The sequence below is a fragment of the Ekhidna sp. genome, assembly GCF_965227465.1.
Classification (GTDB): domain Bacteria; phylum Bacteroidota; class Bacteroidia; order Cytophagales; family Cyclobacteriaceae; genus Ekhidna.
The window spans coordinates 179,368-205,663 of sequence record NZ_OZ245746.1; the positions used below are offsets into that span (position 1 = coordinate 179,368).

Here is a 26,296-nt window from a genome sequence, read left to right on the forward strand (position 1 = left end):
GAGAAGTTAAAACTCGCTGATAAAGTGGAAGTCAATATCCGGGAAATTGTCCTCTACCATTTGAAGCCATGCTTTAGACTCTGCCATAAAAACTAGCTTTCCTTCTTTGTCTTTGGCGATATGACGCTGTTTGTCTTTGATAAACGCGTCTAACTTAGATGGATCAGCAGAGCTTATCCAGCATGCCTTGTAAATATTGACAGGTTCAAATTTGGCATTTGCCCCATACTCATTGAGCAGCCTATGTTGTAATACCTCAAATTGGAGGGCACCCACAGTGCCGACCACTTTTCTAGAGCCGAGCTCAAAGGTGAATAACTGCGCCAGACCTTCATCCATTAGTTGGTTCAATCCCTTATCCAGCTGCTTGGATTTCATTGCATCCATGTTTATTACTTCACGGAACATTTCCGGAGAGAAAGATGGTATTCCTTTGTACAATCCTTTTTCACCTTCACTAAGCGTATCTCCGATTTTAAGATTACCCGTGTCATAAAGCCCGACTATATCGCCTGGAAATGCCACCTCTACCGTTTCCTTTTGCTGAGCCATGAAAGCCGTAGCATTTGAAAATCGAATCTTCTTATCGTCTCTTACATGATAATAGTTACTTCCTCTTTCAAACTTCCCAGAGCAAACCCGCACGAAGGCAATTCTGTTTCTATGCTTCGGATCCATGTTTGCGTGAATCTTAAAAATGAAACCGGAAAATTCCTTTTCGTCAGGAGTAATCTCTCTTTCTTCCGTTTCTCTTGGTTTAGGTGGAGGAGCGATATCGGTAAAGCAGTCAAGAAGTTCGCGAACCCCGAAGTTGTTAACAGCACTACCAAAGAATACAGGTGCAACCTCACCTTTTAAATACGTTTCAGCATTAAATTCATCATAAACCCCATTCACCAACTCTATTTCCTCTCTCAGCTCTTTTACCAAGGATTCAGGCAATCTTTTATCTAATTCAGGATCATTAACCCCTTTAATCTCGACTACATCGTCCACTCGCTTTTGCTTGTTGGGCTCATAGAGGTTTAGGTTATTTTCGTAAATGTTGTAAACACCTCTCAGTGATTTCCCCATTCCTATTGGCCAACTCATAGGTCTAACCTTAATGGCAAGCTTTTCTTCAATTTCATCAAGTAATGTGAATGCATCCTGACCTTCCCGATCGAGCTTATTGATAAAACAGATCACCGGAGTATTTCTCATCCGACACACCTCCATGAGTTTTTCTGTCTGTTCCTCCACACCTTTCACACAATCGATCACCATGATTACACTATCTACGGCAGTAAGTGTCCTGTAAGTATCTTCCGCAAAGTCCTTGTGGCCAGGAGTATCGAGAATGTTGATCTTAAGGTCTTTGTATTCAAATCCCATGACAGAGGTCGCAACCGAGATACCCCTTTGTTTTTCAATATCCATCCAATCTGAGCGAGTGCCCATATCGATTTTGTTTGATTTCACTGCTCCGGCCGTTTGAATAGCCCCTCCAAACAATAGAAGCTTTTCCGTCAATGTTGTTTTTCCCGCATCCGGGTGGGCAATGATTCCGAAAGTTCTTCGTCTACCTATTTCCTGCTCCAGTGTCATATTGATCAAATTGAACCGCAAAATTAGCCAATAGGTACCATCATCGCATCACTCACTAAAAGAATGATCCTTATGTGTAAGAATTGAAATATATTTCACTTACTAAATGTCACCTATGGATTCAATAAAAGAGAGAAACAAAATTTACCGTGAGGAGCTTTTTAGACATCTGGATGGAATAGCAATAGCTCCGGTAGTCCATGAACTGCATGATCATGGGGTATTATCTCATTTATTTGAAGTAAAAGCTTCACCGATTCAAGATCTAGTATCAAAATTCAATGCGAATGATGGTTATCTAAATGTAGCACTTAGACTTTTGGCTTCTCAAGGTTGGCTGAGCTACAGCGTAAACAATCCTGAAAAAACAATTACCATTGAAACAAATGAGCAAAGCGAGAGTGCTTTCAATTTGGCTATTCATTACAAGGAAGTTGTAGACTTAATGAAGTTTTCAGCCAGCTTCCATACCAGAAAGTTTGAAAAAGAGCCGTTTGAAGTTTGGAATGGAATAGCAAAGAAATTTATGCATGGCTATTTCCCAATCTCTGATAATCAAAGTACGAAAGCCATTCAAGAGCAGGTTCTTAAACACATAGAGGGTGTATTGGTAGGTCCAAGTACTGTACAATTGGGTATGGGAGGAATGTTTCATAAGTACTTTATGGATATGTCCTTTAGTCCGTCTGAGTATCATCAGGATCCAGAAAGCTTTGAACATATATTGGATTTTTTCACTCATTTGGGATGGTTTAAGAAAAAAACAAATACCTATAAATTCACTGAAAAAGGTCTGTTTTTTGCCAAGCGATCTCCCGCTTACGGAGTGACGGTTTCTTACATTCCTACATTCAGAAGTCTGGATGAACTCATCTTTGGAAATCCTGAAGTTTTGAAGGTTGGCAAAGGGGAAAAAGAGAAAGGGGTAGATCGAGAAATGAATGTATGGGGAAGTGGGGGAGCTCATGTTGCTTATTTTGAAAAAGTCGATGATATCATCATTGACTTGTTTAACAAGCCGATTGATGAGCAGCCAAAAGGAATATTGGATATGGGCTGTGGCAATGGCGCATTTCTTATTCATATTTTTGATGTGGTTTATCATAAAACCAAGCGAGGTAAGCTACTGGAAGAATATCCACTCTTTCTAGTTGGAGCAGACTATAATGAAGCCGCGCTTAAGGTGACCAGAGAAAACTTAATTAATGCTGACGTGTGGGCTAAAGTAGTCTGGGGTGATATTGGAAATCCTCAGCAACTGGACAAGGATCTAAATTCGAATTTCGAAATGAATCTGTCTGATTTATTGAATGTACGAACCTTTTTAGATCATAACCGCATGTGGGAAGAAGCTGATGAGCAAGTTGATAATGCTAGTATTTCCACCGGAGCATTTGCGACAAAGGGTAGGTTGCTAAGCAACAATGTTGTTGAATCAAATCTCAGAAACCATTTGAATAAATGGAAGCCTTATATTCAAAAATTTGGATTGATTGTAATCGAATTGCACGGGCTAGATCCAAAGCTGACTGCTGCAAACCTTGGTAAAACTGCGAGTACTGCATATGAAGCAACACATGGTTTTTCGGATCAATATATCCTGGAAATCGATAGTTTCGATAAGGTGATAAATGAAGCAGGTCTCTCAATAGATCCCAGGTATCGGTATAAATTTCCAAATTCAGAATTGGCGACTGTCAGTATCAACTATCTAAAATAGCTTTCAATTCCTTTCGGTATTTCCTTCCAATCGGAATGATAAAACCTCCTACTATCAGGTCATTATAAGTGTGCTTCTCTACCATTCTTAAATTCACAATGAAGGATTTATGAGATCTTGCAAAATAATGCGGAAGTAAAACTTCTGCTTGAGAAAGGCTTTGACGAATAAGATGTTTTTTCTCAGCATGGTAAATGCAATAATTTCCATTGCTCTTTACATGAGTCAATTCATTCGGATTGAGGTGAATGGTCTGCGCCCCATCTTTCAGGATTATTTTAGCTTCCGATTGCTTTTCAGGCTCTTCCTTTTGCCAGGCCTTAATAAGTCCGAACATAATGGAAGGGAGATAAAAGAAAATTCCGTTCATCAAAATCTGACCCCAAAGAATCTCCAGCGAAAGTTCTTTTGATAAACTCCAGTAGAATAGCGCATAGAAAATAATGTCAAGAACAGCTTCAATAAGACTTACCTTCAGCAAGGTGATTGATGATTTTTTTAATGCTTTTGAAAGGTCCTCCCTGGCGTTATCTCTAATATGAGTGCTACTGTTATAAAACAGATAAATGTTTAGGATTACTCCATAAAAACTTGGGATAAGCAGTGAATAATCATCACTGTGAAAAGGACCCATTGTCACACGCCAATCGGGTATGTTAATCATGATCAGCCCCACCAACCAAATGATGGCATGCACTTTTTTCTCCTTAGCTGATAGAATGGGAAATAAGTTATTCAGCTTCATTTATCGCAATAATAGTCGATCATATACAAATTTCGGTTGTTTGTCACAACCCTGGTCCGCAAGCTTATTTGCGTGCATCATTATCACGAATGTTGCACAGTCAAAAATTAACTAAATGAAAAAGACAATATTAATTTTAATGATGGCTTGGACTACCATATGCCATGGACAACAAAAAAAACTATATGGTCGGGAGGCCGCTTATCAACACTTCAACGGAGTAGTCCTAATCCAATCTGATGATAGCATTAGGATGGCAGAATGTTATGGGACTTCTGATGGTCAGGTGCCAAACGAGCTACATACCCGATTTGATATTGGCTCAATCACCAAGCAGTTTACAGCAGCAGCAATTCTCCATTTGGTAATGGATAATAAAATTAAGTTGCATGATTTTATTAATTCACATTTAGGCGAGTACCGTTCCGAGCGATGGAGGAAGGTTACAATACACCAGCTTCTAACACATACTTCGGGTATACCAAGTCTATATCAAACGGAGCAGGGGCTGGAAGTATTTTTTCCAGAATCAAAAGAGATATCGCTGGACGAATTAATCTCAAGATTTACGGAAGCAAAGTTACTCTTCTCTCCAGGGGAAGAATTTAGCTACAGCAATTCCGGATATATTCTACTTGCTACCATCATCGAACAAGTATCAGGACTTACCCATCAGGATTATATGCTTGAAATGTTTAGCAAGTATGAACTGCAGGAGACTTCTTTTTCACGGGATTCCGATTCAGCTTTTCCGTTTTATGGATATCGTAATGATTTATTAAAAAAAGCACCTATTTACCATTATTCATGGTTCAAAGGAGCAGGAGGTGTTTATTCTACAGTCGGTGATCTTTCTAAATGGGTTGAAATAATTACATCAAATGAGTTTTTAAATGAAGAGCTGAGAGCTTTGTTTTTAAAGCCACATATTCCTGCAGGTTACGGGTATGGATGGCAGTTTGATGGGGAATACATACAACACGATGGGGGAAATGCAGGGTTCATTAGCTTTCTAAGCTTTCATCCAAAAACAAAAGATCACATTGTTGTTCTGACCAATCGAAGCTTTGAGGATATCAGCATGTTTGGTAAAAGTGCAGATTATATAAGAGGGCTAGTAACCAAATCTTGGAGCGTGATTAATGGCGAAGATGTTGAGGTGCTACCAGCGGTAGTCCAGGGGGCATTAACAACCGGGAGTTTTATCATTGATGAGATAAGTGTAGAAGTAAGCGAAAATGACACAAGTCTTTGGGTTTCAACATCTGAAATGCCGCCTTCAAGAATTGTTATCAACACTACTTTGGAGGCAAATGATCAACAGTCCTTGAAAATGGTTGAGATTGCACGGTTTCTCGAAAAAGGAAAATATTGGAGTCTGGCAGGTCATTGTGATGGAGAAATGAAGTTTGTTATGTACTCAGGGATGATGTCTATAGGCATGAGAATGATGAAGAATCAGGTGGGAAAAATGACGAACATTATACCCTACTATGTAGATGAAAGTCATGGGTTGCTACGTATGAAAGGTACGGAAAGGATTCTTGACCTAATCGTTTACTTTGATTCGGAGGGTCTGATTCAGGGAATTTTTGAGCATGGGAAGTACGATGGAGATAAAAAGATGGAGATGCTGGCATATCCACTTGGAAATAACTTGTATTACCTCGATGGATTGCCTTATGGTGAAAAGTCTGCCAAATTAAAAATTCTGGAAGGTGAGATCGTATTCTATCAGTTGGATAGATCTGTCTCCGGAAGGCGTCAATGATTTTATGGAAACCTAGTCTAATGTGGTTGGTGTTTCTTACTTTCGAGTCATGAGAGCGCCATTCAGATATGTTCTTTATATAGTTATCGGATTTTTGATCTACCAAATCATTGATTCAGGAGAAACAGGTTTTACGCATTCCGAAGTGAAAACCACTTTGATCATAGGAATGGTGATTGTTTTTATTCTCCTTCTGATAGTCCGTATAATCAAAAATAGATATGATAACAGAGGAGAAGAATGATCTCCAGATACACTGTTTAACTGCCATATCTTTCTGAAAACGTTAATTCCCCAGCATTTTGGCAAGAAATAATCCAGACTAACTATTTATCCCTGTCAATGTGTCATAATTTTTCCTTTGGCACATCCATTGATAATTCAAATGTGAAACTTGAATTAACGAATAACAGATAAATCATAGAAATGGGAAAAATCATAGGTATCGACTTAGGAACTACCAACTCTTGCGTCTCGGTAATGGAGGGTAATGAGCCGGTTGTGATCCAGAATAGTGAAGGAAGAAGAACGACCCCATCCATCGTAGCATTTCTCGATGGCGGTAAGGGTGAAAGAAAAGTAGGTGATTCAGCCAAAAGACAGGCGATTACTAATCCTCAGAACACCGTAAGCTCAGTGAAGCGATTCATGGGTAAGAAATTTTCTGAGGTCAAAGCTGAAATGAAGAATGTGTCTTACGGGCTAGAGTCTGGAAGTAACGACACAGTTCGAGTGAAGATCGGTGACAGAACATATACTCCTCAGGAGATTTCTGCGATGATTCTTCAAAAAATGAAATCAACTGCTGAGGATTTCCTTGGACAGGAAGTGAAAGAGGCAGTAGTAACTGTACCCGCATACTTCAACGATGCAGAGCGTCAGGCTACTAAAGAAGCGGGACAGATTGCCGGCCTTGATGTGAAACGAATCATCAACGAGCCAACAGCAGCAGCTTTGGCTTATGGGTTGGACAAAAAAGATCGGGACATGAAGATCGCAGTGTATGACCTTGGAGGTGGTACATTCGATATTTCAATATTAGAACTTGGAGAAGGCGTATTTGAAGTGAAGTCCACAAACGGAGACGTTCACTTAGGTGGAGACGATTTTGATGGTGTGATCATCAACTGGTTGGCAGAGGAATTTTTGAGTGATGAGAACATCGATCTTAGAAAAGATCCGATGGCACTTCAGCGATTGAAAGAGGCTGCAGAGAAAGCAAAAATTGAACTTTCCAGTTCTTCTGAAACAGAGATCAACTTACCATATATTATGCCGGTAGACGGTGTGCCAAAGCACTTGGTAAGAAAATTGACGAGAGCAAAGTTTGAGCAGTTGGCTGATGATTTGGTGAGAAGATCAATGAAGCCGGTAGAAGCTGCTTTGAAAGATGCAGGTCTTTCTACTTCTGATATCGACGAAGTGATCTTGGTGGGTGGTTCTACGCGAATCCCTAAGATCCAGGAGGAGGTTGAGAAGTTCTTCGGTAAGAAGCCTTCAAAAGGAGTAAACCCGGATGAGGTTGTAGCAATTGGTGCTGCAATTCAGGGTGGTGTGTTGACTGGGGAAGTGAAGGATGTACTTCTTCTTGATGTAACTCCACTATCACTTGGTATCGAAACCATGGGTGGTGTGTCTACGAAGCTGATCGAGTCAAATACGACGATTCCTACGAAGAAGTCTGAAACATTCTCGACTGCTGCAGACAATCAGCCATCTGTGGAGATTCACGTACTACAAGGTGAGCGACCAATGGCGAAAGACAACAAGTCAATCGGTAAGTTCCACCTGGATGGAATACCACCAGCACCAAGAGGTGTTCCTCAGATTGAGGTAACCTTCGATATCGACGCGAATGGTATCCTGAATGTGAGTGCAAAAGATAAAGGCACTGGTAAAGAACAGAAAATCAGAATCGAGGCATCTTCAGGATTGACTGATGAGGAAATCGAAAAGATGAAGCAGGAAGCGGAGGCAAACGCTGAGGCGGATAAGCAAGCCAAAGAGAAAGTAGAGAAAATCAACCAGGCGGATTCATTGGTTTTCCAAACGGAGAAGCAATTGAAAGAGTTTGGGGACAAACTTTCGGAAGGCAACAAAACGGCCATCGAAGGTGCGCTAACCAAGCTAAAAGAAGCGCATGGTAAGCAAGATTTGGCTGAGATTGACTCTGCAATGGAAGCACTAAATGCGGCATGGCAGGCAGCTTCTCAGGAGATGTATGCAGCACAGCAGGAAGCTGGAGGAGCTGACGCTGGCGCAGAAGGAGCTGATCCGGGAGCCGGAGCTTCAGAAAATGGTTCTGCAGATGATGTGTCTGATGTAGAATTCGAAGAGGTAGAGGAGGATAAGAAGTAAACTGCCTGCGGCGGTTGGAATTATCTTACTTACCCTAGATATAGATTATACCCTTCTTCCCTATTTGGGAGGAAGGGTTTTGTTTTGATAGAAGTTGAAAAATCTTACTCCAAGATCTGTTGTTGCATAAATATCACCTTTCTCATCTGCATCAATTTTTTGAATCAAATTCCATCTAATTAAATCGCCAAGAATCTCGATGTATGATTCAGTATCGATAGGAAGATTGGTAAGTGAGGAATTCATTACGTAAAGAAAGTCACCTTGCTGTTTTTTTTTATACTTTTTTAATTCGGCGAAAATATTGTCCAGTGGTTCCTCTTTTACCTTTCGCAAATCGGATTTGATTTTTTGTATTTGTCCACTTATTGAGTGTGTAACATCTGGGGAATTTGTGCTTTTAGAAAGTGTTAGGAATTCACTATTGTTTGAAAAACTAGAAATTAGATTTTCTCCTTTTTTGGACAAGTCATAACGTGTTCCATTCTCCTCTTTCCTTTGATTTTCGAAATAACCTTTTTCAAATAAATTATGAGCTATAGCTTCATATTTCACATTGAACCAAATAGGATTTTGATTTTTTACTAAGTTCAATGTGTATTCAAGATCTTCAATAGTAAAGCCTCCAACTAAATCCCTAATTTCTTTTGAATATTCTATTGATTCATTTTTTTCCGCTGGATTTTCTATTGGAACCGTTGAATCTTCTGATCCACTATTTTCGAGAATCTGGATATTATATTTCTCTTCATATTCATCTCTTTCCGATTGAGCTTTTAACCGTTCTTGAATCTCCTTTTCGAGTCGTACTTGCAGATCATTCATCCGATCAAGTATACTCTGATACTCAGATTTTGGAACCAGAGATTTATAATCTGTCCATTTATAAATCAATGGTGATAAGCGTTTTTCAAAAAGATTAGAAATCGCTCTTGCTATGTTAATAAGGAGATAGGTTAGGACAAGAACTGTGAAAGTCCACACAATATTCCACCACACTTCTGTCCAAAAAGTGTCATACTTAATTCGTTCAGAAAGAAACTCAATTTTAGAATCTAGATTGTAAGAGTCATCAAAGTTGAATAGAGCAAATACAAGCTCCCAGTTTCTTGCTAGCCAAACAAGCGTAAATGTCCCCAAAAAAGGATTTTTTGTTTTTTCAACTAAGTTGTTTCCAGCAGAGGTTAACCAGCTAAGTATCATAGATCGGTGACTTAAACCGTTTTGTATAAAAACGTCATTCCGGTTTTCGAAGAATGAGAAATACCGGAATCTTCCATGAAGAGTTGAAGATTCCTGAATCCTTCCTTCGTCAGTCTCAGGAATGACGCTAATGTAGAGAGAGATGCTTCGTTCCTCAGCATGACAGCACAGGACTTGATTGCGGAGATTGATTAAGGTCTTAAATTGAATTAAAATCGAAGTGTCATCCTGAACGCAGTGAAGGATCTGAACCTAATCCAAACAATCTCTCATATTCGCTCACTTTTTCAGCTGACCACTAATCGCATCGAAAAGATCATGCGGATTAAAAGGTTTGGTCACCACGCCATCAAGGCCAGCTTTGCTGGTTTTGGTCGCTTTCTCAAACATGGCAGAGGCTGTCAGTGCGAGAATGGGTATGTCATAGCCTTTCTTACGAAGAATCCGGGTAGCCTCATAACCATCCATTATCGGCATCTGAAGATCCATCAAAATTATGTCATAATCTGACGATTCTACCATGCTTATTGCTTCTTTTCCATTGCTGGCTATATCAACATGCATTTCCCATTTCTCAAGAAGTCTCTTGGCAATAAGTACGTTCATCTGATTATCCTCTACCAAAAGAACCTTATGATCAGTAAGTTTGAGTGCATCTCTTTTTGCACTTACCTCCAACTCATCTTTTATTTCAAGGTTTAGTGAGAAGTAAAATACGGACCCTTTATTGAGTTCACTTTTCAGATAGATTTTGGATCCCATTTGCTCAACAAGCTGTTTGGTGATTGAAAGACCTAAGCCAGTGCCTCCATATTTTCTTGTAGTTGATGAACTGGCTTGCTGAAATGATTGAAAAATTCTGTCTCTTAGGCCTTCACTGATTCCAATCCCTGTATCCTCAATTTTAAAGATTACCTCGATTGTTGAATCTTCCAGTATTCCTTTTGAAACTATGAAATTCACACTTCCTTGTTCTGTAAATTTTATTGCATTTCCAATAAGGTTGGTGAGAATCTGATTGACTCGTGTCTTATCCATTTCAACAATTGCCGGTAGACTATCGTCATAATTGAAATTGAGTGTTATGTTACTGGTTTCTGCAATGGATTTAAAGACGTTATGAATATTAGAGCAAAATTGTCTTAAATCTACGTTTACAAGCTCTAATTCAAGCTTACCGGCATCAATCTTACTGTAGTCTAACACGTTGTTAATAAGTGTAAGTAGGTATTCGGAGGAATTTCTTAAGTTGTTCAGGTCTACTTGCTGATCTTTTCTTGGCTTCTCTTCAATGAGGTGATAGGTGGTTCCAATGATGGAGTTTAGAGGGGTACGTATCTCATGACTCATAATGGATAAAAAGTCCGTTTTTGCTTTTGCGGCATTTTCAGCTTCACGTTGTGCCAGTCTCCAGGATTCAGTAAAGTGTTGAGAAAGTATCAATGATTGGAAGAGGAAGAAAATGAGTTGTCCGATCATTGAAACCCACAATATCTCTTCCACGATATTGAGGTAGGCCATGGACTTCATACAGAAGACCACTAAGATGCCAATGGTACTGTAAATGGAATATCTTGCTCCCTTTTTGCCTCTGATTATGGCTCTAAAGAAAACAGACCCAGCGAAAAACATTCCCAGCAAAACGAGTAGTAAAAAAGGCTCATTCAACCGGGTAAATATCCGAACTGGCAAAAGTGTCATAACTGCCCAGATCAAGGAGAGGTAAATGAAAAAATTCGCAACTTTTCTGGGGGTTTCTTCAGGAAACAGGTGCTTCAGATACAAGCAGAAAAAGAAGGCCGTTAGATAAAAAGTACTGTACTCGATGGTCATTCCAAGTCGATAAGGAATGTCTATCAGGTCATGTAAAACGTAGTTGCCCCAACCAATAATCCGATAGGCATATACCAGGCAAAAGAAAGCAAAGTACAATACCATTTTTTCATGTCTACCGTACAGGTAGAGGCCGAGAAAAAAGAATGCGCCCATAACTAAACATCCAGCCATAAACACATCGTATACGTCGTTGATGAACTTTTCATTCATCATATAGTCTAGCGTTCCGAGTGTGATCGTGGATCCAAGACCGCCCTTACTATGGACAAAATTTGAAATGTGGATGACAAGATGTAGTGTATCTCTTTTAATATGACCGAATGCTACCATGTTGTGTTTTCGTCCGGGCTGTTCATCTTCCTTACTGATGCCCGGGACACCCATGTTAGCTAAAAGCTCACCATTTATGTATAGCTGATATGCACTAAAGAGATCAGGAACCTTTAAGGCTAGCGGAATGTCCGTATCCTTAATAATTGTAAGAGCATACGATCCATAACCCATCGCGGATAACCCACTTTGATCCCATCTTTTAGGTACCTGGATGAGGATGGGATCCTTCCCAATTCCTGTTTTCGGATCTATAAATTGTGATTGATAAAATTTCCATTCACCATTGAGGCTCAATGATTCCTGGCGCTGAAAATCATGACTGATTAGGTTTAATTGTCCTGACTTTGGTGCTTGCCCAAAAGTAAACTCATAAGAAAATATGAGAATTAACCCTCCAATTAACCTCCATAGCATACTTAAATTAACCTAATATGGAGGAATTTGAGAGCTTTTTTACTAGAATTCTTTCCGTCTACTTTCCATAAAGCGAATTCAAATCAATCACTAATTATTTCTATCAGGCATGATTTTTAGCCCATCTTTGCGAGCATAAATAAGATACAGAGGCGTGAAATTAACCATCAAAACACTTTTCGGATTTGAAGATATCCTTGCGGAGGAGGTCAAGGCTCTGGGCGGAGAGAAAGTTGAAAAAATCACAAGGGGGGTAAAATGCGAAGGGAACCCTGCTTTTTTGTACCGAGCAAACCTATCGCTACGAACAGCATTAAAAATACTTGTACCGATCTATACATTTCATGCTCGGGATGAGAAGCAGTTGTACAACAAAATGATGGAATTTGATTGGTCTAATTTTTTGGATGTAGACCAAACGTTTGCTATTGATCCTGTTATTTTTTCTGAGGTATTCACTCATTCCAAATATGTTGGATTGAAAGCAAAAGACGCAATGGTGGATCAGTATCGCAACAAGTATAGAAGGCGACCATCAATCGATACGGATAAACCGGATGTACTATTCAATGTACATTGTGCTAATGATTTTTTCACGATCTCCATGGATAGCTCAGGTGCTGCTTTAAATCAACGTGGATATCGTGAGGAGGGTCACCGAGCTCCAATGAACGAAGTGCTGGCTGCCGGAATGGTTATTTTGTCCGGATGGGATAAGAAGTCACCATTGGTTGATCCAATGTGTGGTAGCGGTACAATTCTAACAGAGGCTGCTATGCTTGCCATGAATATGGGGCCTAATTTGAAACGTAAAGAGTTCGGATTCAGAACCTGGCCGGAATACAGTCCCATCCTGTTCAATAATGTCAAAACGGAGGAATTGAACAAGATGCGTAAGCCAAGTATGGATATCACCGGAATTGATATCGATGATAGTGCAATAACTCTGGCACGAAAAGCATTAGGGAAGATTGGCTTGCGACGTGAAGTGAAAATCAAAACAATGGATTTCAGAGAGTTTAAACCGATCAATGATAAGGGCATGATTATCACAAATCCTCCATATGGAGAACGAATTGGTGATGATATTCTGGAATTCTATAAAACCCTGGGAGATGCATTTAAGCAAAATTTTACTGGATATGACGCCTGGCTGATCAGTTCTAATAAGCAGGCATTGAAACAAATCGGACTGAAAGATTCCGAAAGAATCAAGCTTTACAATGGTAAGCTTGAATGCGATTTCTGCAAATATGAATTGTATTAAAATTTCAACCTGACCAACTTTCCTTTTCCTACTTCATCTGTCACGATGATGATAAGGTTAGTGTAGTCGCTTTCATCAAATTGCGCAAAAGTTTCATTGCCTAGTAACGCATTTGCTAATAAGGGAATGGTGTTAGAATGACCAGATATTACTACTGTTCCACCTGCATGCTTTTCTGCTAGAGAGCTTAGCCATTCACCTTTGGCATAAGGATCGTAATCCAGAACATCCAATCCTTTCAAGTCAGCTATCGGTTGTAGCGTTTCCTGTGTACGCTTAAATGGGGTGGAGTAGAGTGCGGTAATTTCTTGCTTGGAAAGCATTTCAGCCAGGTCGGCGGATCTGCTCACCCCTTCTTCATTTAGTGGAGGGTTTCGTGTGCCATCATCAGCCTTTTCTGCATGTCGGACCAAAATAAATGTGGTTGGATCTTGAGCAAAAGTGATTAATACAAAAACGAAAAGAAGGGTAGTAAGAAGTAGCTTTTTCATATAGGAATTTAATTAAAAAATGTCATCCTGAGTGAGTTTTAAAAAATCTTTACTTCACTCAGAATGACACCTTGAATCTACTTATTTCGGATTCAAAATTGCATCGATGCGTTTCTGAATGTCCTGGAGGTGGAAACGCGAGGTTGCATTGTTTTGTCTTGCCAGCCCACTTCTTACGTCTCTCTCCAACCTACTTAATGTAGCTCTGGCAATAGATGGAATATCTGAATTTGAAAATTCATCATCGTCTAAATTCATCAACTCGCCTAATCGATCTACATGCTCTTTTTGAAGGTTTCTTCTGTAAGTGTCGATGGTTCTGCCATTGTACAACTCACTCCAGATTCCCTGACGCATGTCGGTGAAAAGACTGGTGATGGTGTATGCATCATTCCCATTTAATGCCTCATTTTCGATCATTCTCATAAGCATCTCTTCTCTGGTCAATCGATTTAGTATTCGAACCTGGATGCCTCGCATTCGATCAACCAAACCATCCTGCTGTATTCTGCTGAGGATTTCAGCATCGACCAGCCAATTAGGAGTGGCGAAAAGTTGCTCATTTAAGAACTTTACAGCTCTTTGCTGTTTGTCTTTCTCCACATGGGTATATACTGCCCCATCCTGATCTGAGGTTTTGAAGTATTGATAAACACCACCCACATGTGTAACCACATGACCATTATACCTGTTGAATTGATTTACGACATTTCCATAAAGTTCTTCCAGGTTATCATAGTTTTTACCGTCTTCTGTAGTCCATTCCATTAACCTGTCAGTAATCCGCTTCAGGTTTCTAATGCCCAATTCACTAGCAATCATCGCATCATGCCCAATATCTTCCGTTTGGGATGTTGGATCTACTCCGTTGGCTTGACCATACCTGTAAATAAGATCATCAGATTTTTCTTTGATCCATGTATTTAGGATATCTTCCTCATCATCCGGCGAGCTCACATTAGCTATTGGTTGGTAGCCATACTGAGTAACCCATAGATCGTATTCCCCGATTCTTGGGAAGAAATTAGTAATTCCATCCTCCGGCTGTGCGACGTAATTGAATCGTGCATAATCCATAATGGAGGGAGCTACTCCATGAGTATCCGTAAATTCCTTGTTACGAAGTTGATCCACCGTATAGGCTGGAGAAGACCCCATGTTATGAGGGTATCCTAGTGTATGACCTACCTCGTGCGCAGCAACGAATCGAATGAGTTCACCCATTAAATCATCGTCAAATTTCACTCGTTGAGCTTCAGGATTTACCGCAGCTGTTTGTACGAAATACCAATTCCTAAGCAGGTTCATTACGTTGTGATACCATAAGATGTCGCTTTCGAGAATTTCTCCTGTACGAGGATCGTGCACGTGAGGACCTTGTGCATTTTGAATGTCTGTAGCGATGTATCGAATTACCGAATATCTAACGTCTTCCGGGCTCCATTCCGGATCTTCTTCCTTACTGGGAGGGTCTTTCGCAAGAATGGCGTTTTTAAATCCGGCAGCTTCAAATGCAACTTGCCAATCTTCAACTCCTTGTTTGATATATTTTCTCCATTTCTCAGGAGTAGCAGGATCAATGTAATAAACAATAGGTTTTACGGGTTCAACTAATTCGCCATTGTTGAATGCATCCCAATCACTGGGTTCTAATCTCCACTTAGTAATAAATCTGCGTTGAGCAGCCTTTTGTTCATCAGAGCTGTAGTCAATTTGTCTAAGAGAGAAAAAACCAACTCGTTCGTCATGATACCTGGGAACCATCGGATCATCTGGTAGAAGAATCATGGACTGATTCATTTCTATCGACAATGTTTCAGTTAGGCCATTTGCCGGTAGTTCATCACCTCTGTACGTAAGTATGTGACGTACTTCCACATTTTCCGGAAACGACTTTACTGAGGTGATTAGTGATCTTGATTTATCGATTCCTTTGATTTTGAATCGCTTTCTTTCAAAGTCTCTCAATCCGCCGATCAGCGGGATGTCGCTGGAAAAGAAATCGGTTACTTTAATCACATAAGCAGAAGAGTCTTCTTTCATCGTTTCTAATGAAAAAGTCTCTATAATTGGCTCAAAGTTGTTGTTCTTTACTGAGGTGTAAATAGGCTCATCTTCATCAGCTACATTGTTGAATGAAACGGAACGCATAAGAATTTTGCCTCCCATTTTTTGAAATCTGATTACTTGCTGCGGTCTTGATTTCATGCCTGCTCCACCGAAATTAAGCCCTTTGACATGCCCTGCAATTCTTGAAACAATCAGTATTTCCTTTTCCAAAAGATCTGAAGGAATTTCAAAATAGAAATCGTCAGCTACTTGATGTGAAGTAATTAAGCCTTCATCGGAAATGGCCTCATCGGTTATTACCTCCGAGTAATCCTTCAGGCCATTTTTCTTTTTCTTGGGTGCTGCCTGTTCGGTATCATCACCTTTCTTTTTTTTCTTTTTTTGAGCTTGAGTCTCGATAGAAAATCCTACAAAAACCAAAGCCAACATGAGTGTAAATAGTTGTCTCATACTACTGGGGGTTAAATTTAGTAGCAACTTAACCACCAAGTGTGTGAAAAGGATTTGGTTTTATGTGAGCGGTAGCTATCAGGATTCACTTATCACCTCAAATGTCACTCTTCTTTCATTTCCCTTTTCATCTGTAAGTCGCAGGACATGCATGCCTTTTGAGAGAAAGACCTCTAACTGATGATCGGAGCTGGTTTTTCCATAAAATTCTTCTCCAATACTCCAAAATAGGGTTGAAGACACATTCTGGTGAGAAGCTTCTAACACGATCCTGCCTTTTTCACCATCGAGTGTAAGTGGAATAAATACCCTACTATTAGCATTTGGATAGATGATTTCGATTGGGTTTCTGGTTCCTGCTTTGCAGGAAGGAAATAATTGCGGAATGCCATTGTAATCAGCATGGGTTTTTGAATAATAATAGCCCATAGATGGAGGTAAAACAAAATGGGTTTGAGGAACCGACTCTGCCAATGAATAACAAGAGCTGTTTACTCGGAAGGTTAGGCTTTTATCCATTTGAAACTCCTGATGGTAGGTGCATACTCCACTATTTTCCGCATTGAGAGGCACCATTTTTTGCTCTGATGGACAGAGGGCATTGGCGATCATTCCTGATTTTGTGCAAATCATCATTTGTTTCATGCGTGGCTTCAATTTTTCAAGCCAATTTCTATCGTGATCAGCCAGCCGCATCAATTCAAGCAAAACGGGAGCAGCTGCATTGATACCCGTCAATCCTGCCCGCCCTTCACCATCTGCATTACCTACCCAAACCCCCACAAACACATTTCCATTTAACCCGACAGCCCAAGCATCTCTAAATCCGAAACTCGTACCGGTTTTCCATGAGATAAGCTGCGAAGATGAAAACGACCTCCATTCCTGCTCCTCCGATGGGCGTGATAATTCAGTCATTGCATCAAACGTACACCAAATGGCAGCTGGATCCAGGTTTACTTTTTCAGATTGAATTGAGTTGCTTGTATATGAGATGTCTCGAGTTAAAATACCAGCCAAAGACTGATACATTTTTACATAAACGTTAGCCAGGTCCCACATCTTCACATCTGCTCCTCCAAGTATCATAGACAATCCATAATGTCCAGGCGGATTATCCAATGTGGATATCCCTAATTTTTTAAGGTCGAAATGAAATTTTTCATAGGAATGATCTCTTAACATGTAAGTGAATGGAATATTGAGTGATTTGGCCAGCGCCTGATTTGCCGGAATAGCACCTTCATAGCCCCCGGAAAAATTCTTTGGACTGAAGCCTCCAAAAAAGGTAGGGATATCGGGAAGTAGAGTTTCAGGTAAAATTTCACCCTCGGAAAGGGCATGAGCATAAAGGATGGGCTTCAAGCTACTGCCGGGACTTCTCGATTTCTGAATGATATCTACCTGATAGCCCTCGGCTTTAGGATCGGAGGTATTTCCTATATAAGCCAGCACTTTGGCAGTTTGAAGATCAATGACAATTGTAGCTAAATTGTCGACACCATTTCCCATTTGCTGTGCATGATGGCGTTCCAAAATTTGTGTGGCTCTCGATTGCCAAAAAGGATCCAGTGTAGATTGAATAATGGATTCAGGGTTAGTTTCCTGAATGGTAGTTAGCAAATGCGGAGCTTTTTGTGGAATGGGATAAGGCTTTTCGGGCAGCTCCTCTAAGAGGCTTAATTCGTAGGTCCTTTGATCGATTATCTGATGCTCTTTTAAGGTTTCAAGCAGTCGATTTCTTTTTGTTAGGTATTGCGCATTGGATCGACCCGGATATATGGCCCCAGGATTATTAGGTAAGACTGCCAGTGCTGCTGATTCTCCCCAACTTAATAGGTGTGGTGGTCTGTTGAAATATCGCCAGCTTGCGGCTTCAATCCCAACTACATTGCCCCCAAATGGAGCCATGGATAGGTATTTGGTCATCAGCGCTTTTTTCGAATATTTCAACTCAAGCTTAATCGCCAGACCTATTTCGATGAGTTTTTGCCAGACCGTTCGATCCCGACCTCTCATCATTCTGGCAATCTGCATGGTCAGCGTACTGGCTCCACTAACGACCTTTCCTGCCCGGACATTTTGAATTGCAGCTCTTCCAATCGCAAGTGGATTCACCCCCGGGTGTTTATAAAAATGGCGATCCTCAAAGTATTGAATGCAAAGTTTCAGTTTTTGAGCAATAGAATCCGGTTCAGGAAACCGCCACTGTCCGTCTTTCGCAATGGTGGCGGCTAAAAGATTGCCATTTCGATCATTTAGAACCGTGGAATATGAATATCTGGGCTCATTCAGGGGATAAATAAAAAAGATGAAACCAATCCCCAGAAATAAAAAAAGCAGGCTTTTCTTCGTTCGATTGAGTTTGAAAAGCCTGCTCATACTTGTTATGAAGTGGTGATTAATTAAAACCTCTTCTTTCCAGGATAGCTTCGAATTTTGGTTCTCTTCCCCGGAAATTCACGTACATTTCCATGGCATCTCGTGTGCCTCCTTTAGAAAGTATATGCTCACGATATGCATTGGCCGTTTCCTTATCAAAGAGACCATTTTCTTTGAAAGCACCAAATGCATCTGCATCCATCACTTCAGAGTTTAAGTAGCTATAATACCCAGCCGAATATCCTTCCGGGCTTGAGAAGGCATGCGAAAAATAACCTGTTCTGTAACGAGGTACAATCGCGTCAATCATGCCAATTCGATTCATTTCAGCTTCTTCAAATTCATCTGCTCCTATGGTGATTGGTTCGGAAACCGTATGGTAGGCCATGTCTAAATAGGAGGCAGCCATGTATTCAACAGTTCCAAAACCCTGGTTGAATTGACCTGCATTTTTTATTTTTTCAACCAGATCAGTTGGCATTACATCACCTGTTTCGTAGTGGAAGGCATAGAGCTCCAGCATTTTAGGTTCAAAAACCCAATTTTCCATTACCTGAGATGGGAATTCTACAAAATCTCGAGGAGTTGACGTTCCTGAAATAGATGGATAGGTACACTCGGAAAGTAAGCCATGGAGCGCATGGCCAAATTCATGAAAAAGTGTTGTTGCCTCACCCTGTGAAAGAAGTGATGGTGTATCTCCTGATGGCTTGGTAAAGTTTCCTACATTGGTAACAATTGGAATGATACGGTTGCCATCCATATTGCTTTGACTTCTGTAGGTATTCATCCATGCACCACCTCTTTTGCTTCCTCTGTAAAACCAGTCAGACAGATAGATACCAATCAGTTCACCTTTTTCATTCTTAACAGTATATGTTCTGACATCTTCATGATACTTCGGAATATCGGTTTGTTCCTCGAATGTCATTCCAAACAATTTGTTTGCAAGGGTGAAAGTGCCATTGATTACATTATCCACTTTTAAGTATGGTCGGATTTCATTTTCATCCAGGTTATACTTTTCCATCTTAATTTTTTCAGCATAGTGCCACCAGTCCCACGGCATGACGTCAAAGTCAAAACCTTCCTTGACAGCCATTTCTTTCATCATGTCTCGCTCATTTTTTGCAGCTTCAATAGCAGCTGGCCAGACTTTATCTAATAGGTTGTAAACATTATCGGGAGTATCAAGCATGCGTTCTGCTAAAACATAATCCGCCCACGTGTTGTAGCCTAAAAGTTTTGCTTTTTCTAGTCTTACATTGGCTAATTGTACAGCCAGATCTTTATTGTCGTTCTCATCATCATTATTGCCTCGATTGATGTATCCTTTTTTCAACGTTTCTCTCAAGTCTCTTCTAGTCGAGTAAGTAATGAAAGGGTAGAGGCTTGGGCGATGAGTGGTAAAAACATATTTCCCTTCATAGCCCCTTTCTGCGGCAGCATCTGCTCCCGCATTGATGACGCTTTCTGGGAGACCGTCAAGGTCACCTTCTTCCAGCACCATCTCAAACTTATTCGTCTCTGCCAGCACATTTTCACCAAATGCTACTGAGAGGGAAGAAAGCTGCTCATTCAGTTCTCGCATTTTTGTTTTTTCTTCATCAGATAACGCAGCACCCGCCCGAACGAATCCGGTATGATAATCTTCTAAAAGCTTATTCTGCTCAATCGTAAGATCCAATTCCGATCGTTGATTGTATAGCGTCTTTACACGCTCATAGAAATTTGCATTGAGGAAAATATTATCTCCATGCGCAGATAATTTTGGACTGATGACCCTTGAGATTCCCTGGAGGGAATCATTGGTATGTGCGGAAGTTAAGTTGAAGAATACATTACTTACTTTATTTAATAAATCTCCGGACTTTTCGAAAGCGGTAATGGTATTTTCAAAGGTTGGAGCCTCTTCATTATTGGCAATTGCCTCAACTTCGGCTATTTGCTCGGTCATTCCATCTTCAAAAGCCTGCATGTAATGCTCGTCTTTGATCAGGTCAAATGGAGGTACTTCATAGGGTGTATTCCATTCCTGATAGAATGGATTTTCTGTTTGCATTTCGGTATTTTCTGATTGAGTTTGGCAGCTGAATAGTACTCCTCCAGCCAGGATAAAAAGTAGTTTTCTCATAGTATAGAGTCTTTAGGTTGAATAGGTAAATGTAGTAAAGAGCTCAGAGACAATTTCTCAACTCATATTTCTTCTACTCAACAATGATCCACTGACCTTTGCCTTTTGCATTGATACTTGCATCATACATGGCTTCACAATAAGGGCCGGGTAAATAGAATTCTCCTCCATAAGTGGCAGTCAAATTGACTTTAAAGGTCTTTGATTCACCTCTTTTCAGAAAGAAATACGTGTATATCCGATCATCTTTGATATCCTGATAATCAAAACGAGAATTGCTGAAAGCGTCTGTATCATTTAGACGGTCATTATTGATCTCCCATCCTGAAGGAAAGATTTGAGTCAGTGCCACATCTCTTACCGCAGAGGTTGATTCATTTGCAATCTTTACTTCTGCCGTGAAGGTTTGCCCTTGCTTAATATCTGTCACACTGACACTCTCTCCACGCTGATTGAAATAATTGATATTCATCTTCAAACCGGAACTGGTGGCTGGTTCTTCTCCCGGATAAGGAGTTCCGGTAGTGGTGAGTGTGATGAATAACATTCCATCCCCTTCATTGCTTATGGATAGCTTTTTGTCTTTAGATTCTGCATTGATAGAGGATCGAATAATCGGCAGCTCACTCTCCCAGTTTTCTGATTTGCCTGCGTACGTAACTTTAGCTGTCAGGTCAGAGGCAGCCATTTGTCCCAGATATTTACTGATTGCAAGTAGGGTATAGGCGGTCGTTTGTGTGCTATACCAGTTTTTGCTAGCCAAATTGTCTGCAAGCTCTCTCAGTAATTTGAAGCCTTCTTCTTTTTGAGCCAAGTACGTATAGCTTTCTAAAAGCAAGGCTTTGTCCCTCATAGATGAGCCATAGGAATACCAATAATTATAACGTGAAGGTTGCGTCCCCGCTTTTTTTAGCAAATCGAGGGCGATTTGTTTCTTTCCGATTAGACTATACGCTGCTCCCAATTTCCAAAGCGACTGACTCTTAAGATTTGGAGTATTAAGCATGCGGTTCATACTGCTAAGGGAAGCGTTTCCGCTTAATGCAAGAGTAAACAATCGGTAGGCTTGAATGAGATCATCATTATACCGGGTGTCCCCTTTGCTCCAGTTTTTCGCACGTCTACTTTGATATTTTTTTATACTGTTCATCAGCTCTTTTGGAACAAAATAGCCTTTAGCTTCTGCTTCAAGAAGAAAGTGATAGCCGTAATTAGTCCCCCAGTCGTTTACCTCACTCTGTCCTGGCCAGTAGGCCAATCCACCCTCAATAGCCTGGAACTTTTTCAGTCTTTCAATGGCTGATTTCACATTTTGCTCAATTCTAATCTTTTGTGTGGTTGTAAGCTCAGTGATGTCACCCAGAAATAGCTGAGGAAATATGGCAGAAACAGTCTGCTCTATACATCCATGGGGATATCGGATGAGGTATTGTAGTCTTTTCTCCAGGTTCAATGATGGTACGGTTGCTATTTCAAGAGTGGCCGTATTGGTCCCTTCCATGCCAAAGGTGGCTAGCTCTGCTTTATACGTCTTTCCTTTTTCTAGCGTGAAGAGCTCTACCTGTGTTTGCTCGGCATTTGGAGCTCTACTTTCCAGATATATTTCATGGGTAGCAACTTCTTTTCCTGATTTCGCAGTGATTTTCACTTTACCACTTCCCAGTCTTTTTGCCACTTCCAGATCAAAATATTGAATCACATTCTCTGAAGTGGATAAGTCAACTGATACAGATTTATTACCTGAAATAGATAGTAAGCCTTCTGTTTCAATGGTAATTGTAGTACTCTTAATATTTTCTTTATATCGAAAAACATTTACAGGCAGCTTGATTTTTTCACCGGGACCGGTCACTCGAGGAAGTGTACCCAAGACCATCAAAGGTTTAATAACCGGAGTAGCTTTATCAGCTTTTCCGTACGCTCCATTCATCCCTGCTACAACCATTGTTTTAACTGAGCCAATGTACTGCGGCATGGTGAACGTATGAGATTGTGCTTTTCCCGTGGTAAAAAAAGGCCCCATGAACTGAACTACCGGTTTGAAGCGTTCATCAGGCTTCTTTCCTTTTTCACCATCTGCGCCCTCACCATCTCCACCTACTGTAAGTACCTTTTCTAATCTACCCCCGTAAGCTCCAATAACTTCATCGTACAGGTCCCAGGTTTTTACTCCTATTGCTTCCCTGCTGTAGAAATGATTCCAGGCATCAGGGGTTTTAAAGTTGGTAATATCTAAAAGTCCTTCGTCGACCACTGCAATTGTATAAGCCATAGCCTTACCATTTTTCTCAGAAACCTTGATAGTCACCTCTTTACCAGGTGCAAGCTCATCATTCATGGCAATTTCAGGTTCAAGGATGGTCTCATTGTCTACGACTTTAATAGGAGCAATGCCATAGAGCCTTATTGGTAAGTCATTTTTTGTTTGAGCATGCGGCTGTAGCAATGTTACATGTGCGTAAATGTTTGGTGCCATCTCGGCAGTGGCTTTTACTTTAACCGTCGTATTTCCGTCAGCAGTTTTAGTCCAGAAATGGTCCAATACCTTGCTTCCACTTTCAATACTAACCAATGCCTGGGCACCAGAAGTGCCAGGAATAGTGAGTTCAATTTCCTCACCCACCTCGAACGCTGTTTTATTCGTTGAGACGGACATGAAAGTAGCTCCCAGCTCACCTTGTTCTCCACCTCTCCAGCTCATATAAAAATAGTCGCCCGAGGTATGACCCGATATCGGATCTTCAAGCACCATTAGGTATCTTCCCCAATTATCAATATTGAATGTTCCCACTCCTCGTCCATTTGTAATGTCCACCCATTTTTCTGTGACCAGATTTCTATTGGAACTACGGATGTAGTTTACGGAGTTATCCTCTGATTCATCCCACCACCAACGCCAGTTCACTTCGTAGATTTTCATTTTAATTCTTTTGGAGGCAATTGGGTTGCCTTCGCTATCGACAGATGCAATGTTGACCTTGTGATTCACGTCACGCTGTAATCTTCCCCAATTGTCGCCTTCGGGTAGTTGAAGTCCAACAAAAGACTCAAACGGGTAATAGATTAATGATTGGGTGTTGATGCTGAAATCTCCTCCGGGTTCAAATGCCTTAGTTTCGAAAGTTGCTCTGACAGCACCTCCTGCTTCTTTTTGTTTAGGAAGCGTGTAATTAAATGTGGTGCTTCCGCTTGCGTCGGTTCGTCCGGTAAAAGCAATTTTTTTCTCACGAATTACATTTTTTACCGGATCATCAAACTTGAAATTTGCCAGTCCGTCAAAGGTGGTTTTGACTGGACGGTAGCTTACCGATGTTTCTACTTTTAGATTATTTCCTTTGATTCCCGTTAGCCAGTTCACTGACATATTAGGAGATAGTGTTCGTTTATCGAATGCAATTTTATCAGCCCCAAAATCCAAATTGATTTTTAATCGGTTCGGTTTGATTGTCTCCACTTTTACCTGCTTGTTAAAAGAGGCATTTCCGACTTTAATGGTAGCATTCCAATTACCAGTAATGTCTGTAGGGTCGGTTTTGGTAATGAAAGAATACAGGTTTTCCACGCTGGCATTTGCTACCTGTCGATCTTTTAGGTTTCCCTGCGGATCTCTTAATTCAAAAATAACCGGTTGATCCGCTGGGACACGATCATCGGTATCTTCCAGCATGAATGAAAGAAAAATGTCATTTCCTGGTCTCCAAACGCCTCTTTCCCCATAAATAAATCCTTTAATGCCATTTCTAACTCTATTTCCTGAAACATCAAAATTGCTCATGGTGAGAGATGACCCATCATCGAGCTTGAGATAGGACTTTTGATTGTTTGCCTCCGCTATGATCAGAAATGGCCTTCTTACAGGATTGAAAGTGACCATTCCATTAGCATCTGTTTTTGCTTCATCCAAAAGTTGAAGTTGAAAGTCGAGTACCTTGACCGAAGCTTCTACTGGAGAAGCTGATATCATATTTGTTGCGTACACATTTAGCGAATTATCGCCACCGATCTTGGTTATCAACCCAATATCTGAAGCGATTAGATTTCGTGTGGCAAACCGATCACTGTGGTAATAAGAAATATGACATGGATTATCTCTTTCGTTCCATCGATACCCTCGAGGGTAGTAGTAGTTAGAATAGTAATTATTGAAGCCATCATTATCATAAATACTCCATGAGTCGTTTGGGGTAGATTTTATGCTACCTGTAGGGATGTCCTCACATGGAAAGACTGAATCCTCAGGTCCAAATCCTAATTGAACCTGATAGATCGCTCCTTTTTCAGTTTCAAAAAGTGAGGCTATATCAAGTGTGAATCGATTCCAATTAGAAAGGTCATTTGAATACTCAGAAAGGTCAATTGATTTAGACATAATATGCCTACCTGTTCTTAGCATTTGGTTACTGCCATTGATCGAGTTGGCTTGTAAGAATTGTGGGATGTTTTGTTCAAAGACCTGAATTACATCTACCTGAACACTTTTGAGATTGATGGCTTCAAAAGGCAACACCAAGCCATCAGTAGATGGCAGGATACTTCCTTTCCCAATTAATCTGACTTTGGGATTTTCAGGATCAAAAGCGAGGTAGCGATTGAGTGTTTCTTGAAGCGGATGACCAAAAACATTTTTAACTCCACTCTCTATCTTAATCGGCCTGCTTCCGGCCAGCATCCGGGTCAAATAAACCTGTACTTGATTTCCATCTATTACAAATTTGGGATTAGGTTCTCCGTCTATAGTAATTAGCCCTTTTAGGTTCTGGTTAGGTTGTAGCGGATCGGAGAACAGGAGAGAAACGTATGGAGTACCCGTTTTTTGTACGCTTGTGGAGGTCAATGAAAAATTTTTGGTAGAAGGGATAGATAGCGTTTCTTCGTCTTTTTTCTCAACTCCAATTGTTTGTCCCGAAACAGCCACCTTTAAGTCATATCCATCGTCTGTTCGTTCAATGTTTTTTACAGTAAATCTATGCGAGGTGCTGGTTCGGTGAACCCACTCTACCTTTTTTCCTCCGGCATTGATCATTTTCTCTACTTCCTCATTTGCTACAAAGTCTGAGGTGCTCAACTCTCCGTTGAGTTCCAGTACCTTCGGATTTTCATTGTCTGTCGTGCGCAGGCCTTCATAGTCTACCTCAAAGTCCATAGGAATGGTTTGTACCTTAAAAACAAATTCTTTGAGTGCCTCAGGAACTTCTACCATGGATGATAGACTTAATTTAACTGCATATTCCTGACCGGATTTTAGCGGAATACTTGGGCTAAAAACCAATGATTGACCCGATCGTACAACTTCACCTTTAACAGATGGGGAGATTGATATCCAACTATCAGATACTTCCTGAGGGAAAACAACATCATTGGCGAACTGGATGGTTATGTTATCTTTTTTAGAAATAATGCCTGTGGTGAACCCCACAACGTAATCCATAAATCTGGCATCCTGTGAAACCTGAGTTTCTTGTGTTTTTTGACAAGAAGTAATTAGAAATAACGTTCCTAAAAGAACTATAAATAGCTTTTTCATAGAAAATTGAA

The 26,296-nt window shown here is 40.5% G+C and carries 15 protein-coding genes; 5 read left to right on the forward strand and 10 right to left on the reverse strand.

The genetic code is table 11. The features are described 5' to 3' along the window. Window positions 1-6: 6 nt before the first annotated feature. On the reverse strand, window positions 7-1,587 hold the full coding sequence (locus ACO05G_RS00820) for a peptide chain release factor 3 (RefSeq protein WP_421764257.1): 1,581 nt from the start codon (window positions 1,585-1,587) through the stop codon (window positions 7-9). Between the two features lie 115 nt (window positions 1,588-1,702). Between ACO05G_RS00820 and ACO05G_RS00825 the strand changes: the two genes are divergently transcribed. Next, on the forward strand, window positions 1,703-3,307 hold the full coding sequence (locus tag ACO05G_RS00825; protein ID WP_421764258.1) for a class I SAM-dependent methyltransferase: 1,605 nt from the start codon (window positions 1,703-1,705) through the stop codon (window positions 3,305-3,307). On the opposite strand, the gene ACO05G_RS00830 is transcribed toward ACO05G_RS00825, so the two are convergent. After that, window positions 3,291-4,052 (reverse strand): LytR/AlgR family response regulator transcription factor, encoded by a 762-nt coding sequence (locus ACO05G_RS00830; RefSeq protein WP_421764259.1) that lies wholly within the window; start codon window positions 4,050-4,052, stop codon window positions 3,291-3,293. The two genes, ACO05G_RS00825 and ACO05G_RS00830, sit on opposite strands and share 17 nt — an antisense overlap. Window positions 4,053-4,167: 115 nt before the next feature. On the opposite strand from ACO05G_RS00830, the gene ACO05G_RS00835 reads away from it, so the two are divergent. From ACO05G_RS00835 to dnaK, 3 genes are all read left to right on the forward strand, one after another. Beyond that, window positions 4,168-5,823, forward strand: coding sequence for a serine hydrolase domain-containing protein (locus tag ACO05G_RS00835; RefSeq protein WP_421764260.1), 1,656 nt, complete (start codon window positions 4,168-4,170; stop codon window positions 5,821-5,823). 49 nt (window positions 5,824-5,872) lie between these two features. Then, window positions 5,873-6,067, forward strand: coding sequence for a hypothetical protein (locus ACO05G_RS00840; protein WP_421764261.1), 195 nt, complete (start codon window positions 5,873-5,875; stop codon window positions 6,065-6,067). 182 nt (window positions 6,068-6,249) lie between these two features. Next, window positions 6,250-8,181 carry a molecular chaperone DnaK gene (gene dnaK, locus ACO05G_RS00845; protein WP_421764262.1) on the forward strand — a complete coding sequence of 644 codons (1,932 nt, stop codon included), beginning with the start codon at window positions 6,250-6,252 and terminating at the stop codon, window positions 8,179-8,181. Window positions 8,182-8,241: 60 nt separating this feature from the next. Here the strand turns inward: dnaK and ACO05G_RS00850 are convergent, their stop codons facing one another. The 3 genes from ACO05G_RS00850 to ACO05G_RS00860 all read right to left on the reverse strand — a co-directional run bounded on the left by ACO05G_RS00850 (window position 8,242) and on the right by ACO05G_RS00860 (window position 11,967). Further along, complete coding sequence (locus ACO05G_RS00850; protein ID WP_421764263.1) at window positions 8,242-9,384, reverse strand: hypothetical protein; 1,143 nt, start codon at window positions 9,382-9,384, stop codon at window positions 8,242-8,244. A gap of 11 nt (window positions 9,385-9,395) precedes the next feature. Further along, a complete protein-coding gene (locus ACO05G_RS00855) occupies window positions 9,396-9,545 on the reverse strand; it encodes a hypothetical protein (protein WP_421764264.1) in 150 nt (49 codons plus the stop codon). 118 nt (window positions 9,546-9,663) lie between these two features. After that, a complete protein-coding gene (locus ACO05G_RS00860; protein ID WP_421764265.1) occupies window positions 9,664-11,967 on the reverse strand; it encodes a response regulator in 2,304 nt (767 codons plus the stop codon). Between the two features lie 154 nt (window positions 11,968-12,121). Here ACO05G_RS00860 and ACO05G_RS00865 point away from each other — a divergent pair, with 154 nt between their 5' ends. Beyond that, window positions 12,122-13,234 (forward strand): THUMP domain-containing class I SAM-dependent RNA methyltransferase, encoded by a 1,113-nt coding sequence (locus tag ACO05G_RS00865; RefSeq protein ID WP_348280176.1) that lies wholly within the window; start codon window positions 12,122-12,124, stop codon window positions 13,232-13,234. Here the strand turns inward: ACO05G_RS00865 and ACO05G_RS00870 are convergent. The 5 genes from ACO05G_RS00870 to ACO05G_RS00890 form a co-directional block, all read right to left on the reverse strand. Continuing rightward, entirely contained in the window at window positions 13,231-13,725 is a 495-nt protein-coding gene (locus ACO05G_RS00870; RefSeq protein ID WP_421764266.1) for a phosphoglycerate mutase family protein, read from the reverse strand. The genes ACO05G_RS00865 and ACO05G_RS00870 overlap by 4 nt on opposite strands. A gap of 81 nt (window positions 13,726-13,806) precedes the next feature. Next, the gene (locus ACO05G_RS00875; RefSeq protein WP_421764267.1) at window positions 13,807-16,245 is read right to left on the reverse strand and encodes a zinc-dependent metalloprotease; all 2,439 of its coding nucleotides are present in this window, start codon (window positions 16,243-16,245) and stop codon (window positions 13,807-13,809) included. Between the two features lie 78 nt (window positions 16,246-16,323). Further along, entirely contained in the window at window positions 16,324-18,627 is a 2,304-nt protein-coding gene (gene pbpC / locus ACO05G_RS00880) for a penicillin-binding protein 1C (RefSeq protein ID WP_421764268.1), read from the reverse strand. A gap of 19 nt (window positions 18,628-18,646) precedes the next feature. Then, on the reverse strand, window positions 18,647-20,761 hold the full coding sequence (locus ACO05G_RS00885) for a M3 family metallopeptidase (protein ID WP_421764269.1): 2,115 nt from the start codon (window positions 20,759-20,761) through the stop codon (window positions 18,647-18,649). Between the two features lie 73 nt (window positions 20,762-20,834). Further along, window positions 20,835-26,285, reverse strand: coding sequence for an alpha-2-macroglobulin family protein (locus ACO05G_RS00890; protein ID WP_421764270.1), 5,451 nt, complete (start codon window positions 26,283-26,285; stop codon window positions 20,835-20,837). Between the last annotated feature and the right edge of the window lie 11 nt (window positions 26,286-26,296).

What these genes read in the sequence shown, in the direction of transcription:
- ACO05G_RS00820 (WP_421764257.1), bottom strand. Translation starts at nt 1,587, where the DNA reads ATGACACTGGAGCAGGAAATAGGTAGACGAAGAACTTTCGGAATCATT.
- ACO05G_RS00825 (WP_421764258.1), top strand. Translation starts at nt 1,703, where the DNA reads ATGGATTCAATAAAAGAGAGAAACAAAATTTACCGTGAGGAGCTTTTT.
- ACO05G_RS00830 (WP_421764259.1), bottom strand. Translation starts at nt 4,052, where the DNA reads ATGAAGCTGAATAACTTATTTCCCATTCTATCAGCTAAGGAGAAAAAA.
- ACO05G_RS00835 (WP_421764260.1), top strand. Translation starts at nt 4,168, where the DNA reads ATGAAAAAGACAATATTAATTTTAATGATGGCTTGGACTACCATATGC.
- ACO05G_RS00840 (WP_421764261.1), top strand. Translation starts at nt 5,873, where the DNA reads ATGAGAGCGCCATTCAGATATGTTCTTTATATAGTTATCGGATTTTTG.
- dnaK (WP_421764262.1), top strand. Translation starts at nt 6,250, where the DNA reads ATGGGAAAAATCATAGGTATCGACTTAGGAACTACCAACTCTTGCGTC.
- ACO05G_RS00850 (WP_421764263.1), bottom strand. Translation starts at nt 9,384, where the DNA reads ATGATACTTAGCTGGTTAACCTCTGCTGGAAACAACTTAGTTGAAAAA.
- ACO05G_RS00855 (WP_421764264.1), bottom strand. Translation starts at nt 9,545, where the DNA reads ATGCTGAGGAACGAAGCATCTCTCTCTACATTAGCGTCATTCCTGAGA.
- ACO05G_RS00860 (WP_421764265.1), bottom strand. Translation starts at nt 11,967, where the DNA reads ATGCTATGGAGGTTAATTGGAGGGTTAATTCTCATATTTTCTTATGAG.
- ACO05G_RS00870 (WP_421764266.1), bottom strand. Translation starts at nt 13,725, where the DNA reads ATGAAAAAGCTACTTCTTACTACCCTTCTTTTCGTTTTTGTATTAATC.
- ACO05G_RS00875 (WP_421764267.1), bottom strand. Translation starts at nt 16,245, where the DNA reads ATGAGACAACTATTTACACTCATGTTGGCTTTGGTTTTTGTAGGATTT.
- pbpC (WP_421764268.1), bottom strand. Translation starts at nt 18,627, where the DNA reads ATGAGCAGGCTTTTCAAACTCAATCGAACGAAGAAAAGCCTGCTTTTT.
- ACO05G_RS00885 (WP_421764269.1), bottom strand. Translation starts at nt 20,761, where the DNA reads ATGAGAAAACTACTTTTTATCCTGGCTGGAGGAGTACTATTCAGCTGC.
- ACO05G_RS00890 (WP_421764270.1), bottom strand. Translation starts at nt 26,285, where the DNA reads ATGAAAAAGCTATTTATAGTTCTTTTAGGAACGTTATTTCTAATTACT.